Annotated in this window: 15 protein-coding genes; 6 read left to right on the top strand and 9 right to left on the bottom strand. The window is 69.4% G+C overall.

Going from position 1 to position 14,324, the window contains the following annotated elements; genetic code table 11:
- The first annotated feature begins 87 nt into the window (after positions 1-87).
- On the top strand, positions 88-489 hold the full coding sequence (locus QMO76_RS11875) for a YciI family protein (protein WP_306361287.1): 402 nt from the start codon (positions 88-90) through the stop codon (positions 487-489).
- 24 nt (positions 490-513) lie between these two features.
- Positions 514-1,890: an RNA polymerase sigma factor gene (locus tag QMO76_RS11880; protein ID WP_306361288.1), complete on the top strand. Its 1,377-nt coding sequence runs from the start codon at positions 514-516 to the stop codon at positions 1,888-1,890.
- A gap of 10 nt (positions 1,891-1,900) precedes the next feature.
- On the opposite strand, the gene QMO76_RS11885 is transcribed toward QMO76_RS11880, so the two are convergent.
- Positions 1,901-2,830 carry an AraC family transcriptional regulator gene (locus QMO76_RS11885; RefSeq protein ID WP_306361289.1) on the bottom strand — a complete coding sequence of 310 codons (930 nt, stop codon included), beginning with the start codon at positions 2,828-2,830 and terminating at the stop codon, positions 1,901-1,903.
- Positions 2,831-2,949: 119 nt separating this feature from the next.
- Between QMO76_RS11885 and QMO76_RS11890 the strand changes: the two genes are divergently transcribed.
- Entirely contained in the window at positions 2,950-3,633 is a 684-nt protein-coding gene (locus QMO76_RS11890) for an NAD(P)H oxidoreductase (RefSeq protein WP_306361290.1), read from the top strand.
- A gap of 228 nt (positions 3,634-3,861) precedes the next feature.
- Here QMO76_RS11890 and QMO76_RS11895 read toward each other — a convergent pair whose 3' ends face one another.
- On the bottom strand, positions 3,862-4,728 hold the full coding sequence (locus QMO76_RS11895; protein ID WP_306361291.1) for a phosphoribosylaminoimidazolesuccinocarboxamide synthase: 867 nt from the start codon (positions 4,726-4,728) through the stop codon (positions 3,862-3,864).
- 87 nt (positions 4,729-4,815) lie between these two features.
- On the opposite strand from QMO76_RS11895, the gene pepN reads away from it, so the two are divergent.
- A complete protein-coding gene (gene pepN / locus QMO76_RS11900; protein WP_306361292.1) occupies positions 4,816-7,404 on the top strand; it encodes an aminopeptidase N in 2,589 nt (862 codons plus the stop codon).
- 209 nt (positions 7,405-7,613) lie between these two features.
- Here the strand turns inward: pepN and QMO76_RS11905 are convergent, their stop codons facing one another.
- Positions 7,614-8,231: a pyridoxamine 5'-phosphate oxidase family protein gene (locus QMO76_RS11905; RefSeq protein WP_306361293.1), complete on the bottom strand. Its 618-nt coding sequence runs from the start codon at positions 8,229-8,231 to the stop codon at positions 7,614-7,616.
- Between the two features lie 80 nt (positions 8,232-8,311).
- Positions 8,312-8,857, bottom strand: coding sequence for a carboxymuconolactone decarboxylase family protein (locus QMO76_RS11910; protein WP_306361294.1), 546 nt, complete (start codon positions 8,855-8,857; stop codon positions 8,312-8,314).
- A 228-nt stretch (positions 8,858-9,085) separates the two neighbouring features.
- Here QMO76_RS11910 and QMO76_RS11915 point away from each other — a divergent pair, with 228 nt between their 5' ends.
- Together QMO76_RS11915 and QMO76_RS11920 are read left to right on the top strand one after the other, a co-directional pair.
- Positions 9,086-9,688, top strand: coding sequence for a ClpP family protease (locus tag QMO76_RS11915; RefSeq protein ID WP_306361295.1), 603 nt, complete (start codon positions 9,086-9,088; stop codon positions 9,686-9,688).
- Positions 9,685-10,272, top strand: coding sequence for a ClpP family protease (locus tag QMO76_RS11920; protein WP_306361296.1), 588 nt, complete (start codon positions 9,685-9,687; stop codon positions 10,270-10,272). The genes QMO76_RS11915 and QMO76_RS11920 overlap by 4 nt, the downstream gene beginning before the upstream one ends.
- A gap of 263 nt (positions 10,273-10,535) precedes the next feature.
- Here QMO76_RS11920 and QMO76_RS11925 read toward each other — a convergent pair whose 3' ends face one another.
- The 5 genes from QMO76_RS11925 to QMO76_RS11945 all read right to left on the bottom strand — a co-directional run bounded on the left by QMO76_RS11925 (position 10,536) and on the right by QMO76_RS11945 (position 14,172).
- Positions 10,536-11,012 (bottom strand): helix-turn-helix domain-containing protein, encoded by a 477-nt coding sequence (locus QMO76_RS11925; RefSeq protein ID WP_372341954.1) that lies wholly within the window; start codon positions 11,010-11,012, stop codon positions 10,536-10,538.
- Between the two features lie 200 nt (positions 11,013-11,212).
- Positions 11,213-11,680: a DUF5130 domain-containing protein gene (locus QMO76_RS11930; RefSeq protein WP_306361297.1), complete on the bottom strand. Its 468-nt coding sequence runs from the start codon at positions 11,678-11,680 to the stop codon at positions 11,213-11,215.
- Positions 11,667-11,945: a hypothetical protein gene (locus tag QMO76_RS11935; protein WP_306361298.1), complete on the bottom strand. Its 279-nt coding sequence runs from the start codon at positions 11,943-11,945 to the stop codon at positions 11,667-11,669. Before QMO76_RS11935 ends, QMO76_RS11930 begins: the two co-directional genes overlap by 14 nt.
- Positions 11,946-12,022: 77 nt before the next feature.
- Positions 12,023-13,606: an alpha-amylase family glycosyl hydrolase gene (locus QMO76_RS11940; RefSeq protein WP_306361597.1), complete on the bottom strand. Its 1,584-nt coding sequence runs from the start codon at positions 13,604-13,606 to the stop codon at positions 12,023-12,025.
- A gap of 152 nt (positions 13,607-13,758) precedes the next feature.
- Positions 13,759-14,172: a globin gene (locus QMO76_RS11945; protein WP_029927020.1), complete on the bottom strand. Its 414-nt coding sequence runs from the start codon at positions 14,170-14,172 to the stop codon at positions 13,759-13,761.
- Positions 14,173-14,324 lie beyond the last annotated feature (152 nt).

Consider the following 14,324-nt stretch of genomic DNA (forward strand, 5'->3'; position numbering starts at 1 on the left):
GGCGAAGTCTGTCGAGACAGCGGGGTGCGGCTCCGACCCACCCCCGAGCGCGCCCGCCGGGGGCGCACCGACACAGGGAGCCGAACCATGAAGTACATGCTGATCAAGACCCACACCGCCGCGGCCTACTGCGACACCGCCATGTCCGAGTGGACGCCGGAGGAGATCGCGGCGAATATCGCTTTCCAGCAGGCGCTCGGCGAGGAACTGTCCAAATCCGGCGAACTGGTCGACGCCCAGGGGCTGGCGGGTCCGGACGAGGCACGGATCGTCAGCTCCGACGGGCGCTCGGCTCCGGTCGTGACCGACGGCCCGTTCCCGGAGTCCAAGGAGTTCCTGGCCGGGTACTGGCTTGTGGATGTGGACAGCCCGGAGCGCGCCATCGAGATCGCCGCCAAGGCGTCCGCCTCCCCCGGACCGGGCGGGAAGCCGCTCGGCGAGTACATCGAGGTGCGGGCGGTCATGAGCGCACCGACCACCGACGCCTGACCGCACCGGCTCGCTGGCTTCGCCATGACTCCGAAGACACCCGAGAGCCGCGTGAATCCCCGCTCGGGCCAACAAGTTTCGGGATACTCCGACCTGGAGGTCGAGGACCTGCTGCGTGAGTTCGCACCGCAGGTCCTCGGCATCCTGGTGCGGCGCTACCGGGATTTCGACTCCGCCGAGGACGCCGTGCAGGAGGCGCTGCTCGCCGCCGCCCTGCAATGGCCCGACGAGGGCGTGCCGGAGAATCCGCGCGCCTGGCTCGTCCAGGTGGCCCAGCGGCGGCTGGTGGACGCCGTGCGCGCCGAAGTAGCGCGACGACAGCGCGAGAGCGCGACGGCCTTGCGGGAAGCGCCCACAACGATCGAGGACGACGGCCCCGGAACGGCAGCCGAGGACGACAGTCTCACCCTGTTCTTCCTGTGCTGTCACCCGACGCTGCCCCCGGCCGGTTCCATCGCTCTCACGCTGCGCGCGGTCGGCGGGCTCACCACCGCCGAGATAGCGCACGCCTTCCTGGTCCCGGAAGCCACCATGGCGCAACGCATCTCCCGCGCCAAGAAGAAACTCGGCGGCGTCGACCGGCCCTTCGCCATGCCTGCCGAGGACGGCTCCGCACCAACCGCGGCCGAGTGGCGGGACCGGCTCGGAGCCGTCCTGCGAGTGCTCTACCTCATGTTCACCGAGGGCCACACCACGACGGCCGGGCCGCAGTTGCGGCGCGGCGATCTGGCGACGGAGGCCATCCGGCTGACCCGCGCCGTGCACCGGCAGCTGCCCGGCGACCACGAGGTCACCGGCCTGCTGGCGCTCATGCTGCTCACCGATGCCCGCCGGGCCGCCCGCTCCGGCCCGAGTGGGGAGCTGATCCCGCTCGCCGAGCAGGACCGCACCCGCTGGGACCGCGACATGATCACCGAGGGTATGCGGCTGGCGACGCGGGCGGTCGGCGGCGGCCTGCGTCGCCCCTACCAGATCCAGGCCGCCATCGCCGCACTGCACGCCCAAGCCCGCCGCGCCGAGGACACCGACTGGGACCGAATCCTGCTGCTGTACACCATGCTCGAGTCCGTCGCCCCCAATCCGATGGTGACGCTCAACCGCGCCGTCGCCACCGCCATGGTGCACGGTCCGGCGGCCGGGCTCGCCGTGGTCGCCGTCCTCGACGACGCCCTCACCGACACCCACCGTCTCGCCGCCGTCCGCGGCCATTTCCACGAGATGGCGGGCGACCCCGCCGCCGCCATCGCCTGCTACGCCACCGCGGTCCGCCGCACCACCAGCCTGCCCGAGCGCGACTATCTCACGCTGCGCGCCGCCCGCCTCCGCCGAGAGATGGACAGCCGGTCAGGGGGAACCGGTGGCGGGGGCCTCTCACACGATGCCGCCACCGGTTCCCCCTGACCGGGCGGTCTCAGGCGGCGGCGGAGCGGAAGGCGGTGGGGCTCATGCCCCGGTAGCGCTTGAAGGCGGCGCTGAAGCCGAAGGGGTCGGCGTAGCCGACGGCCTTGGCGACCTGGGCGATGGTGAAGTCGGTGCCGGTGAGGAGTTCCTCGGCCTCGTCCATGCGGTATTCGGTGAGGTAGCCCAGCGGTGGGCGACCCATGATTTCGCTGAAGCGTTTGGCGAACAGGGCACGGGAGACTCCGGCGCGGGCGGCGAGCGAGGCGACCGTCCACGGCGTGGCCGGGCTGCCGTGGATGGCATGCAGCGCGGGGGCGATCACCGGATCGGCGAGGCCGCGATAGAGGGTGGGCGCGTGCGATCCCGCACGGTCGAACCAGGTGCACAGGGTGCAGACCAGCGCCCAGTCGAGCAGCCGGTCCATGATCGCGCGCGAACCGGCCGGGCGGGCGGCGCACTCCTTGACGGTCGATTCCATCCAGTCGCAGGTCTCGGCGTCCTCGCGCACCACGAGGACCGGGGGCAGCGCCTGGAGCAAGCGGTCGTGGCGGCGGCCGGGCGCCCGGTAGGCGCCGACGATGAGGGCGGTCGCCTCGGGCGATTCGGCGCCCCAGTGGATTCCGCTCAGGTCCTCGGCAGCGCACTCTGCTTCCGCGGCGAAGCAAGCGATCTCGTACTCCACGTGCGGCGTCCGCAGCGAGGCGACGTCGTCGACGAGGTGGAATACCTCGGGACCGCGCACGATGACGGTGTCGCCCTTGCTCACTCGCGTCCGGCCGCCATCGGCGAGCACCAGCGTGCCGCCCCCGCGCAGCACGGTGACCATGGTGAGCGGGGCGCGGTCGGCGAAGCGGATGGTCCACGGCGCTTCCAGCACCGCGTGGCTGACCACCGATCCCTCCGCGCGGATGCCATTCAGGAGTGAACTCACCGGATCCATACCACCAGAGTAGACGAACTCCTATCCTTCGGAGCGCTTCTCCCATGGATCGTCCATCCGATCACCGGTTGACTGGTGGTACCGCAAGAGAGATTCCGCCATCAGTCAGGAGAAATCCCGTGCAGCACAACGGTAGTGACACCGCTCGCACCGCCCTGGTCGTCATCGCGCACCACCGGTCCGATTCGCTCACCGCGCATATCGCCCGCCGCACCACCACACAGTTGGAGGCCGACGGCTACCGCGTCGATCTGCTCGATCTGCACGCCGAGGGCTTCGACCCGCGCATGAACACCGAGGACCAGCCCGACTGGGGCAATCGCGAGAAGCCGTACTCGGCCGAGGCGCAGCGGCATATGCAGCGGATGCTGGACGCCGACATCGTGGTCGCGGTGTTCCCGGTGTACTGGCAGAGCGTGCCCGCCATCCTCAAGGGTTGGATCGACCGCGTCTGGAACTACGGCTTCGCCTACGGCCGCAGCAAGCCCCGGCTGGCGGGCAAGCGCATCCTGTGGCTGGGACTCGGTGGCCTCGATGCCGCGGACCCCATGGTGGCGGATATGGAAGCCGGTCTCGACACCCAGCTCAGCGCGGGTATCGCCTACTACTGCGGATTCTCCTGGTCCAAGGTCGGCCTGCTCCCCGACGCCGAGGAACGCCGCCAGACCCTGGACGCCGAGGGCAACTTGATCGTCAGCGATGTCGCGGTGGGCGAGGCTCGCCGCGCCCAGTACGACGCCCTGGAGCGTCGCGCGGCGAACTACGTGGAGGAACTCCTCGCCGCCGACCGCGTGCCCGCCTGAACACGCACCATGGCTCCTCGCCGTCCGGCCGGGAACGGTTCCGGCGATCGCCGCGGTCGAGAGCCCACGGGCGACCAACGGACTAACCGTCCGCCCGTGGGTTCCCGAGGATCTGGCGCACGCCGCGAGGCCAGCCGGCATCCGCGACATCTCCGCTTCCGGTCCGTTCGCCTGCGCGCCGGACCGGAAACCGGCCGCCCTGATGTCGCGGATCCGGCGGGTGGACGATCAGCCGACGCCCGTCCAGGCCTCGCCGGTGATGAGCTCGTACGCCTGCCGGTACTTGTCGCGGGTGGCCGCGACGATATCGGCGGGGATCTTCGGACCCGGGTATTCCTTGTTCCAGCCGGTGGAGGTCGACCAGTCACGGACGAACTGCTTGTCGAACGAGGGCTGGGGGCGACCGGGGGCGTACTCGTCGGCGGGCCAGAAGCGCGACGAGTCGGAGGTCAGAACCTCGTCGGCGAGGGTGAGTACCTCACCGTCCCAACCCCATTCGAGCTTGGTGTCGGCAATGATCACGCCCCGCGTGGCCGCGTGCTCGGCGCCGCGGGTGTACACGGCGAGGGTGAGGTCGCGCAGCCGCTCCGCGACCTGCCTGCCCTCCTGGTTCACCACATCGTCGAAGGTGATGAACTCGTCGTGCCCCTCATCCGCCTTGGTGGTCGGCGTGAAGATGGGCTCGGGCAGTCTGTCGCCCTCCACCAGACCGGGCGGCAGCGCCACCCCGGACACCGAACCGGTGCGCCGGTATTCGGCCAGTCCGGAGCCGGTCAGATACCCCCGGGCAATGCACTCCACCTTCACCATGCTCAGCTTCTTGGCCCGCACCGCGCGGCCCGCGAATTCGGCGGGCACCTCGGTGGTGGAGATCAGGTGGTTGGGCACATCGGCGAAGAACCGGAACCACCAGTTCGACAGCTGGGTCAGCAGCGCGCCCTTCTCCGGAATCGGAGTGGGCAGCACCACGTCGTACACCGACACCCGGTCGGAGGCGACCAGGATCAGCTCGTCGCCGTCCTCGTACAGGTCGCGCACCTTACCGGCGTGGATGTGCTTCACTGACTCCTCCTCGTACTGGGGTCGCCGGGACATCCGAATGTCCACGTGGGCCGACCGACACCCTACCGAGATGGCATTCTGGGCATCGGCACAGTCCTGGCGAACGACGAAGGAGTCCCCTTGTCCGCACCGAATCTCACCCGGGAACAGGCGATCGAACGCGCCGCGACCATCCGGGTGGAGAACTACCGCGTCGAACTCGACCTGACCGGGCAGCCGACGAGCACCGACGCCGCCGTCGGGGAGACCTTCGGCTCCCGGTCGACGGTGACGTTCACCGCCACCCCGGGCGCGCGGACCTTCATCGACATCGTGGCCGCCGGGGTCCGCTCCGCCGTGCTCAACGGCACGCCGCTGGATGTGAGCGACTACGACGAGGAGCGGGGCATCACCCTGCCCGACCTCGCCGAGCACAACGAACTGGTGGTGGAGGCCGACTGCGTGTACTCGCACACCGGCGAGGGCCTGCACCGCTTCGTCGACCCCACCGACGACAAGGTGTACCTGTACTCGCAGTTCGAGACCGCCGACGCCAAGCGCATGTTCGCGTGCTTCGATCAGCCCGATCTCAAGGCCACCTACGACATCACCGTCACCGCACCGCAGGACTGGGAGGTCATCTCCAACGGCGCGGCGGTGGACACCCAGCGCACCGGCACGGTGCTGCGGCACACCTTCGCGACGACGCCGCGTATGAGCACCTACCTGGTCGCGCTCATCGCCGGGCCGTACGCCAAGTGGACCGACACCTACACCGACGCGCACGGCGCCATCCCGCTGGGCATCTACTGCCGTGCCTCGCTGGCCGAATTCATGGACGCCGAACGGCTTTTCACCGAGACCAAGCAGGGTTTCGGCTTCTACCACGCCAACTTCGGAGTTCCCTACGCCTTCGGCAAGTACGACCAGCTGTTCGTGCCGGAGTTCAACGCCGGCGCCATGGAGAACGCGGGCGCGGTCACCTTCCTCGAGGATTACGTGTTCCGCTCCAAGGTGACCCGGGCCTCGTACGAGCGGCGCTGCGAGACCGTGCTGCACGAGATGGCGCACATGTGGTTCGGGGATCTGGTCACCATGAAGTGGTGGGACGACCTGTGGCTCAACGAGTCCTTCGCCACCTTCGCCTCGGTGCTGTGCCAGTCCGACGCCACCGAGTACACCAATGCCTGGACCACCTTCGCGAATGTGGAGAAGTCCTGGGCGTACCGGCAGGACCAGCTGCCCTCCACGCACCCGATCGCGGCCGATATCCCGGACCTGGCGGCGGTGGAGGTGAACTTCGACGGCATCACCTACGCCAAGGGCGCGTCGGTGCTCAAGCAGCTGGTGGCCTATGTCGGACGGGAACCGTTCCTGGCGGGCCTGCGCGACTACTTCGCCGAACACGCTTACGGCAACGCCACTTTCGACGACCTGGTGGGCGCGCTGGAGAAGTCGTCCGGACGCGATCTGTCCGGCTGGGGCGCACAGTGGCTCAAGACCACCGGCCTGAACATCCTGCGACCCGAATTCCAGGTGCAGGACGGCAAGTTCACCTCCTTCACGGTGGTGCAGGAGGGCGCGGAGCCGGGAGCGGGTGAGCGGCGCGTGCACCGCATCGCCATCGGCGTCTACGACGACCGGGACGGAAAGCTGGTGCGCACCGAGCGCGTCGAGCTCGACATCGATCCGGCGGCGCGCACCGAGGTGCCGGAGCTGGTCGGCGTGGAGCGCGGTCGGCTGGTGCTGGTCAACGATGACGACCTCACCTACTGCTCGCTGCGGCTGGATCCGGAATCCCTGGCCACCGTGGTGGATCGAATCGCGGATATCGCCGAGCCGCTGCCGCGCACGCTGTGCTGGTCGGCGGCCTGGGAGATGACCCGGCAGGCGGAGCTGAAGGCTCGCGACTTCGTGGCGCTGGTACAGCGGGGCATCGGCGCGGAATCGGAGATCGGGGTGGTGCAGCGGCTGCTCATGCAGGCGCACACCGCACTGGGCAGCTACGCCGATCCCGCGTGGGCCGAGGCGCAGGGCTGGCAGCTGTTCGCCGACCGGCTGCTGGAGCTGGCGCGCGAGGCGCAGCCGGGTTCGGATCACCAGCTGGCCTTCGTCAACGCGCTCACCGGGGCGCTGCTGTCGGCGCACCACACCGAGGTGCTGCGTGAACTGCTCGACGGCGATCCGGCCACCGTCGGCCTGCCCGGTCTGACGGTGGACGCCGATCTGCGCTGGCGACTGGTGCAGGCGCTGGCGGCGGCCGGTGAGATCGACGCCGACAGCCCCGAATCACCGGTCATCGACGCGGAATTGGAGCGCGACCCCACCGCCGCGGGCCGCCGCCAGGCCGCCGCCGCGGCCACCGCCCGCCCGCAGGCCGCGGTCAAGGCGTCGGCCTGGGAGACCGTGATGGGCGATGACACCGTCCCGAACATCACCGCCCGCGCCATCGTCGGCGGCTTCTCCCCCGTCGGCCAGTCGCAGCTGCTCGCCCCGTATGTGGAACGCTACTTCGCCGAGGTCGCCTCGGTGTGGGAGCGCCGCTCCAGCGAGGTGGCGCAGACCGTGGTCGTCGGCCTGTACCCGCACTGGGCCATCACCGACGAGGCGGTCGCCATCGCGGACAAGTTCCTCGCCGGTGACCACCCGCCCGCCCTGCGCCGCCTGGTGCTGGAGGGCAAGGCCGGTATCGAACGTTCGCTGCGCGCACGGGCTTTCGACGCCGACTGAGCGGAGCCTTCCCGCGGTTCCGCCGGGCGGTCGTGCAGCCCGACCGGCATCGGGCCGTACGACACCGGTCAGCGGGACGCCAGTCGCGCCGTGGCCGCTGGGCGGGAGCGCAATTCGCCCCCGCCCAGCGTTGCCCACCCCGCCTCGCGGCGCACCGGCGGCGTTCGCACCCGCACCCGCACAATCCTCGAGAGCGGCGGGCGGCCGGATCAACTCCCGCCCTGCCGCAGCCGCTCGTTCTCCCGTTCCAGCTCGTCGATCCGGCTGCGCAGCTCCCCCAGCGCCGCCGCGACGGCGTCGCGCGGGTACAGCTGGGGGATGTGCTGGCGGCAGTTCCAGTCGAAGGCTTCGACCTCGACGAGCACGGCTCGTTCCACGCGTGCCGGGTAGCCGTCCGCGGTGAGCGAGGCGATGAGTTGCGGATCGTCCTCCGCCTCCACCACATCCGCACGGCCGAAGATCTTCAGGCGGGTCTGTGCCCCGTAGTCCATGAGGAAGAGCGAGACCCGGTCGTCGTGGTCGAGATTGCCGCGGCTGATGTACTGCTTGTTGCCGCGGAAGTCGGCGAAGCCGAGGGTGTGCGCGTCGACCACCTTCAGGAAACCCGGTGGGCCGCCGCGATGTTGGATGTACGGCCAGCCGGTCTCGCTCACCGTCGCCAGGTAGAAGCTGCTGCGCTCGCCGATGAACCAGGCTTCGTCGGGCCCGATGGCGTCGGGTACCGGCGGCACCGCGGCCATGCGCTGGTAACCGCGCAGGCTGCCGTGTTTGCGCTGCTGCTCGCGCACGCGCTCGGTGAACGCTATCTGGCCGTAATGCCCGGTCATCTCACTGACTTTCGTATTCGAGGGTGGGTGCTACGCCGACCGGCCCGGACCCCCGCGCGGGTCCGGGCCGGTCGATGGCCTCAGTGCTGGTGGTGGCGGACCACCGGCCAGTCGATCTCGGTCTCGACGGCCTTGTTCAGGTAGTTGGTGAACACATTGAGCGCGACGTTCGCGATGGTCTCGACGATCTCACCGTCGGTGAGCCCGGCGGCACGGGCGGCCTTCACCTCGGCTTCCTCCACCCCGCCGCGCGAGCGCACCACCGCGGCCGCGAAGGTCAGCACCGCTTCGGCTTTGGCGTCGGAGGAGCGGCCGTGACGGCTGGCCTCGATCTCCTCGGTCGGCAGCTTGGCGATATTCGCGCCGATGTAGGAGTGCGCGGAAAGGCAGTAGTCGCAACCGTTCTCCTCGGCGACCAGCAGCGCGATGCGCTCCCGGGTCGGGGCGGGCAGCGCGCCGCCGCCCAGCGCACCGGAGAAGCCGAGGTACGCCTCCAGCACGGCGGGGCTGTTGACCATGGCCTTGGTCATGTTCGGGGTGACGCCCAGGGCCTGCTGTACGCCCGCGAGCAGGTCGGCGGCCTTGCCGGTGGCGGACTCGGGCTGGATCAGGGGCAGACGGGACATGACGAAACCTCTTCGTGTAGTGCGCTTTCCGCGCTGTTCGCTTGGTGCCTGACCGGCTTCCTAACCGGCCATTGCCATATAGAAGGTTAGAGCCGTCGCGATCATTCCCGCTTCGCGAAAAATTCTCGAGATTTCTTTCCGCGCAGGTCGCAGGCTCGCTGCTGTGAGCAGATCCGCTCAGGGCAGCACGGCGGGACACGGACGGTGCGCCCGGGGCACGGTGGAGCCATGGCACACGACGACCAGACACCGATATTCAACTGGCACACCAGGGAACGGCTCTTCGCCAAGCGCATCCTGGTGCTCGACGGAGCCCTCGACGACGACAACGGCACGCTGCTGATGACGCAGATGCTGCAATTGGCCACCGAGGACCCCGACACCGGGATCGCGCTGTGGATCCACTCGCCGGGCGGCTCGGTTCCGTCCATGCTCGCCATCCGCGACGTAATGCGACTGGTGCCGTGCGAGGTGTCCACGCTGGCACTCGGATTGGCGTGCAGCGCGGGGCAATTCCTGCTCTCCTCCGGCACCCGGGGGCGGCGTTTCGCACTGCCGCACGCCCGCATCCTCATGCACCAGGGCTCCGCCGGTATCGGCGGCAGCGCGGTGGAGGTGGAGGTGCAGGCCGACGATCTGCGCCACACCGTGCAGACGGTGCTCGGACTCATCGCCGAGGACACCGGACAGTCCTATGACCAGATCTACGAGGATTCGCTGCACGACCGATGGTTCACCGCGGCACAGGCCCGCGACTACGGCTTCATCGACGGCATCGTCGAATCGTTCGGCCAGGTGCTTCCACAGCGACAGAAGGTGGGGATCTCGTGAGCTCCTACACGATTCCGAATGTCATCGCCCAGCATCCGCGCGGTGAGCGGATCATGGACGTGTACTCGCATCTGCTCACCGAGCGGATCGTCTACCTGGGCACGCCCATCGACTCCGGCGTCGCCAACGCGCTCATCGCGCAGTTGCTGCATCTGGAGGCCGAGAGCCCCGGACAGGACATCAACCTCTACATCAATTGCGAGGGCGGCGATCTCACCGCCATGCTCGCCATCTACGACACCATCCAGCACATCAGCTCACCGGTGGTGACCACCTGTGTCGGCCAGGCCATCGCGGTCGGCGCGGTACTGCTCGCCAGCGGCGCACCCGGCCGCCGCTCCATCCTCCCGCACGCCCGCGTGGTGCTGCACCAGCCCGCCGCCCAGGGCCGGGGCACCATCCCCGACCTCATCATCCAGGCCGACGAACTGGTGCGCATGCGAGCCGAGGTCGAATCCGTCCTGTCCAAGCACACCGGCCGCTCCCCCGAGACCCTCCGCCACGACACCGACCGCGACCGCGTCTTCACCGCCGCGGCGGCGGTGGACTATGGCCTGGTCGACAAGGTGCTCAGCGGCGAGTAGTGCCAGCGCGCCGCCGCTCGGCACCGGCCCCGCGGCCGGTCCCGACCAGGCGGGCGCACCGCGGGCGGGTCCCGACCCGACGACCGGACCGCGGCCGGTGCCTGTGCGGCGGCCGGATGGGTGTCCACGCGACGGCTGGATGGGGTGCCTACGCGGCGGCTGAATGGGTGCCGGTGCCGACACGGTGGCCGCATCGCGGGTGAGCTCGAAACGGCAGCCGGAGGTGGGCCGGACCCCGAGTCCGGCCAGCGGCTCCGGTCGGATCAGGCGGCGAGCAGGACCAGGTTCGGGCCGCTGGCGTGCGGGGTCGCGGGACGGGAGTAGTCGGCGGGGCGGACTCGGATAGCCGGGCGCACCGCCACCGCGCGACGCAGGCGCTGCAGGTCGTCGGCGACCTGTTCGATGAGTCCGGCCAGCGAGGTGCCGAGCGCACCCGCCATGGCGGCGATCATCTCGCTCGACGGCTCCTTGCGGCCGCGCTCCACCTCGGAGAGGTACTGCGGCGACACTCCGGCCCGTCCGGCCGTCTCGGCCAGCGTCGTGCCCTGCTCCTGCCGCAGCGCCCGCAGCCGACGCCCGAGCACCTCGCGCCACAGCGGCTCCCGCATCGCACGCGGTTCCGGCACCGGCCCGGCGCCCTCGCTGGGCGCGCGGCGCGGCCGATCGTCCCGCCCACCCGGAACGACGTGCAGGCGCGGAAGTTCGGCCCGCGGGAACTCGGTGCTCGGCTGCTCGGTCATACCTGGCAGCCTACGACCGACCACCCGCACCGCGCCCCGCCTCTCTGCTGAGGGCGAACACACCGCGTCTGACGGCGAACACACCGCGGCGCGAGTGACCCGCACAGCTCGCGCCCCTTCCGTCTCCGCACCATGAGGGGTGTGCGGACGCGGAAGGGGCGCGGTGTTCCCAGCGCCGCGCAGCGCGGCGCGGGCGGAAACTAGACGCGGCCGATGGCGGCGGCCATCACCCGGATGGCCGACACCAGACCGTCGATGAGGTCACCCTGACGGCAGGAGCTCAGCGCGGCGGTGGCGCCGAGCTGGCAGACGCGGTCATTGGCCCGCTCCGCCACGTCGCGGCCGGACCGCACCTCGACGGACTTGGTGTTGGGGTCGACGGCGATGAGCACCGAACGCGCGGCTTCCGGGGTGGTCGGGAACAGCGCGTCCACGCCGGCGGCGGCATCCGGGCCGAGATCACCGATGTAGACGTTGAACCGCACCTTGGTGGCGCGGGTGGCGTCGGTGAGGGCATTGTCCATGAGCAGCCGCTCGTGGTCGCTGAACGGCACCTCGTTGAAGACGTCACCGGCCTCGTGCACGCCGGACACCCGTCCGCTGCTGGTGATGGCGTAGCCGTGCGGGAGATCGGCCTCGTTCACCGCGGGCCATTTAGAACTTGCCACTTGCCCGGCCTCCGATCAGGTCCGCCTCGGCGGATTCGATTGCCGCATGATTGCCATGCGACTCCGCAGTATCGTGATGACTCGCTCCGGTCACCTCGTCGGTCGCGCTCCACAGCACCGGGCCCTGGGTCCAGGTGTCACCGAGCTCGAAATGCTCCGGCTTCTTACCGGGGAGCGGCTTGCCGAGATACGACAAACCAGCGATCACCAGATAGATCGCCAACGGGATGCCGACAAAGATCAGCACTGTCTGGAGAATGCTCACGGCTCAACGGTAGACGATGCTTCCGACGCTGCCGACGAGCGGTGAGCGTGTTCACCTACGTGTCGTCGTAGAACGGCTCACACCAGCCACGCCGTCGAATTCGCTGGAAGTCTTCCGGCGGAAATCGGTGCACTCGCCAACAGCACCTCGCCGGCGGGCAGCGTGATCGGGGCGTCCGTGCCGTTGAGCACGCACACCAGCCCACCGTCGCGCCGGAAGGCCAGGCATCCCGGCGGCGCGCCGTACCACTCGATTCCCGCACCGGCGAATTCCGGTCGACCGGCCCGCAATTCGATGGCCATCCGGTACAGCGACAGCATGGAGTCGAGCCGTTCCAATTGGTTCTCCACCGTCAGGCCCGCCCAGCTCGCGGGCATGGGCAGCCAGGGCTGTCCGGTGCTGAAGCCGAAGTGCGGCGGCGCGCCCTCCCAGGGCAGCGGCACCCGGCAGCCGTCGCGCCCCCGCACGGTGTGCCCCGACCGCTCCCACGCCGGGTCCTGCAGGGCCGCATCGGGCAGATCGTCCACATTCGGCAGTCCCAGCTCGGATCCGTTGTAGACGAACACCGACCCCGGCAGCGCCAGTTCGAGCATCATCATGGCCCGCGCCCGCGCCTGACCGAGCGCGCCGCCGCCGTAGCGGGTCACCTCGCGCTCGATATCGTGATTGGACAGCGTCCAGGTGGGCGTCGCCCCGACCGCCGCCACGGCGGCCAGCGAATTGTCCACGGCCGCACGGATCTTCGCCATGTCGAAGGGGGTCTCGGCCAATCGGAAGTTGAAGGCCAGATGTAGCTCGTCGGGCCGCACGTACTCCCCGAAACGCGTGTTGTCGTCCACCCATACCTCGCCGATGGCGACCGCGTCCGGGTATTCGTCCATCACCTTGCGCAGGCGACGGTGGATCTCGTGCACGCCCGGGTTGTTGAAGCGCGGATCGCTGTCGTCGTGCACCAGCATGCGGGTGTCGACCTGTGCCATATCGGGCAAGCCATCCGGTTTGGCCATGCCGTGCGCGACGTCGATGCGGAACCCGTCGACGCCGCGGTCCAGCCAGAATCGCATGGTCCGCTCGAAATCGGCGGCCACCTCCTCGTTCTCCCAGTTCAGATCCGGCTGTTCGGGAGCGAAGATGTGCAGGTACCACTGCCCCGGCCGACCATCGGGTTCGGTGATCCGCGTCCAGGCCGGACCGCCGAAGACGCTCGGCCAGTTGTTCGGCGGCACAGCGCCGTCCGGGCCGCGGCCGTCGCGGAAGATGTAGCGGTCGCGCTCGGGACTGCCCGGCCCCGCCGCCAGCGCGGACCGGAACCACGGATGCCGGTCGCTGGTGTGATTGGGCACCAGGTCCATGGTGACGCGGATCTGCCGGAGGTGCGCCTCGTCGATCACGGCGTCCAGGGCGTCCAGTCCGCCGAAGAGTGGGTCGATATCGCGCGGATCGGAGACGTCGTAACCCCCGTCGGCCATGGGCGAGCGCATGACCGGGCAGATCCACAGCGCGTCCACGCCGAGCAGCTCCACATAGCCGAGCTTCTCCCGCAATCCGCCCAGGTCGCCCACGCCGTCACCGTTGGAATCCGCGAAGGAACGCGGATACACCTGGTAGAACACGGCCGATCGCCACCATGGGTCGACCGCGGTCTCGGTGGGACCGGACATCGCCGAAATGTCTGTCACAGCCCGTAGTGTGCCAAAGCGGACCGACTCGCGCTGGCGTGTCGCCCACACTTGACGAGATTCAGCAAATGATCAGTTGACAGCACAACCCGCCGGAAAGGCTCAGCGCTCCAACGGCTTAACACCCGAGGAATTCAGAAAGGCGAGTTCATGAGCGAATTCGCGGCCATCTCGAAGTAGTCGAGCAGCTGTTTACGGTGTTGATCGTCGAGCACCTCCGGCTCGATCTCGGCCACCGCGATCCGCATGGCCCGCAGCCAGGCGTCCCGCTCCAGCGGGCCCACCTTGAACGGCATGTGCCGCATGCGCAGGCGGGGATGCCCACGCTCGTCGGAGTAGGTGCGCGGCCCGCCCCAGTACTGCTCGAGGAACATGCGCAGCCGCCGCTCCGCCGGGCCGAGGTCCTCCTCCGGATACAGCGGACGCAGCACCTCGTCCGCGGCCACCTCCCGGTAGAACGCGGCGACGAGCCGATGGAACGTCTCGGCCCCACCGACCGCCTGGTAGAAGGACGTCGCAGTCTGCTCTCCCGAACTCACGCCGTCCATTCTGCCTGTCGAGCGCGCGCCGGGGATTCCGGGGAGGTGGGGAACCGGATTATCACGGTCTGTTCACCTGACTGTGCCCGACAATGTGCGAAATCACCGTGCATTCCCGGTCCGCGCATGGTCAACTTGGGGGCAGTCTGCCGAGTTACCAC

The sequence above is a fragment of the Nocardia sp. CC227C genome (assembly GCF_030767025.1).
In the GTDB taxonomy this organism is placed as follows: Bacteria; Actinomycetota; Actinomycetes; order Mycobacteriales; family Mycobacteriaceae; genus Nocardia.

Bases quoted from the DNA above. Each gene is read 5' to 3' on its own strand.
- QMO76_RS11940 (WP_306361597.1), bottom strand. From the start codon at position 13,606: ATGTCCGGTCCCACCGAGACCGCGGTCGACCCATGGTGGCGATCGGCC.
- QMO76_RS11925 (WP_372341954.1), bottom strand. From the start codon at position 11,012: ATGACCGAGCAGCCGAGCACCGAGTTCCCGCGGGCCGAACTTCCGCGC.
- QMO76_RS11880 (WP_306361288.1), top strand. From the start codon at position 514: ATGACTCCGAAGACACCCGAGAGCCGCGTGAATCCCCGCTCGGGCCAA.
- QMO76_RS11885 (WP_306361289.1), bottom strand. From the start codon at position 2,830: ATGGATCCGGTGAGTTCACTCCTGAATGGCATCCGCGCGGAGGGATCG.
- QMO76_RS11945 (WP_029927020.1), bottom strand. From the start codon at position 14,172: ATGGACGGCGTGAGTTCGGGAGAGCAGACTGCGACGTCCTTCTACCAG.
- QMO76_RS11895 (WP_306361291.1), bottom strand. From the start codon at position 4,728: ATGTCCCGGCGACCCCAGTACGAGGAGGAGTCAGTGAAGCACATCCAC.
- QMO76_RS11910 (WP_306361294.1), bottom strand. From the start codon at position 8,857: ATGTCCCGTCTGCCCCTGATCCAGCCCGAGTCCGCCACCGGCAAGGCC.
- QMO76_RS11875 (WP_306361287.1), top strand. From the start codon at position 88: ATGAAGTACATGCTGATCAAGACCCACACCGCCGCGGCCTACTGCGAC.
- QMO76_RS11905 (WP_306361293.1), bottom strand. From the start codon at position 8,231: ATGACCGGGCATTACGGCCAGATAGCGTTCACCGAGCGCGTGCGCGAG.
- QMO76_RS11915 (WP_306361295.1), top strand. From the start codon at position 9,086: ATGGCACACGACGACCAGACACCGATATTCAACTGGCACACCAGGGAA.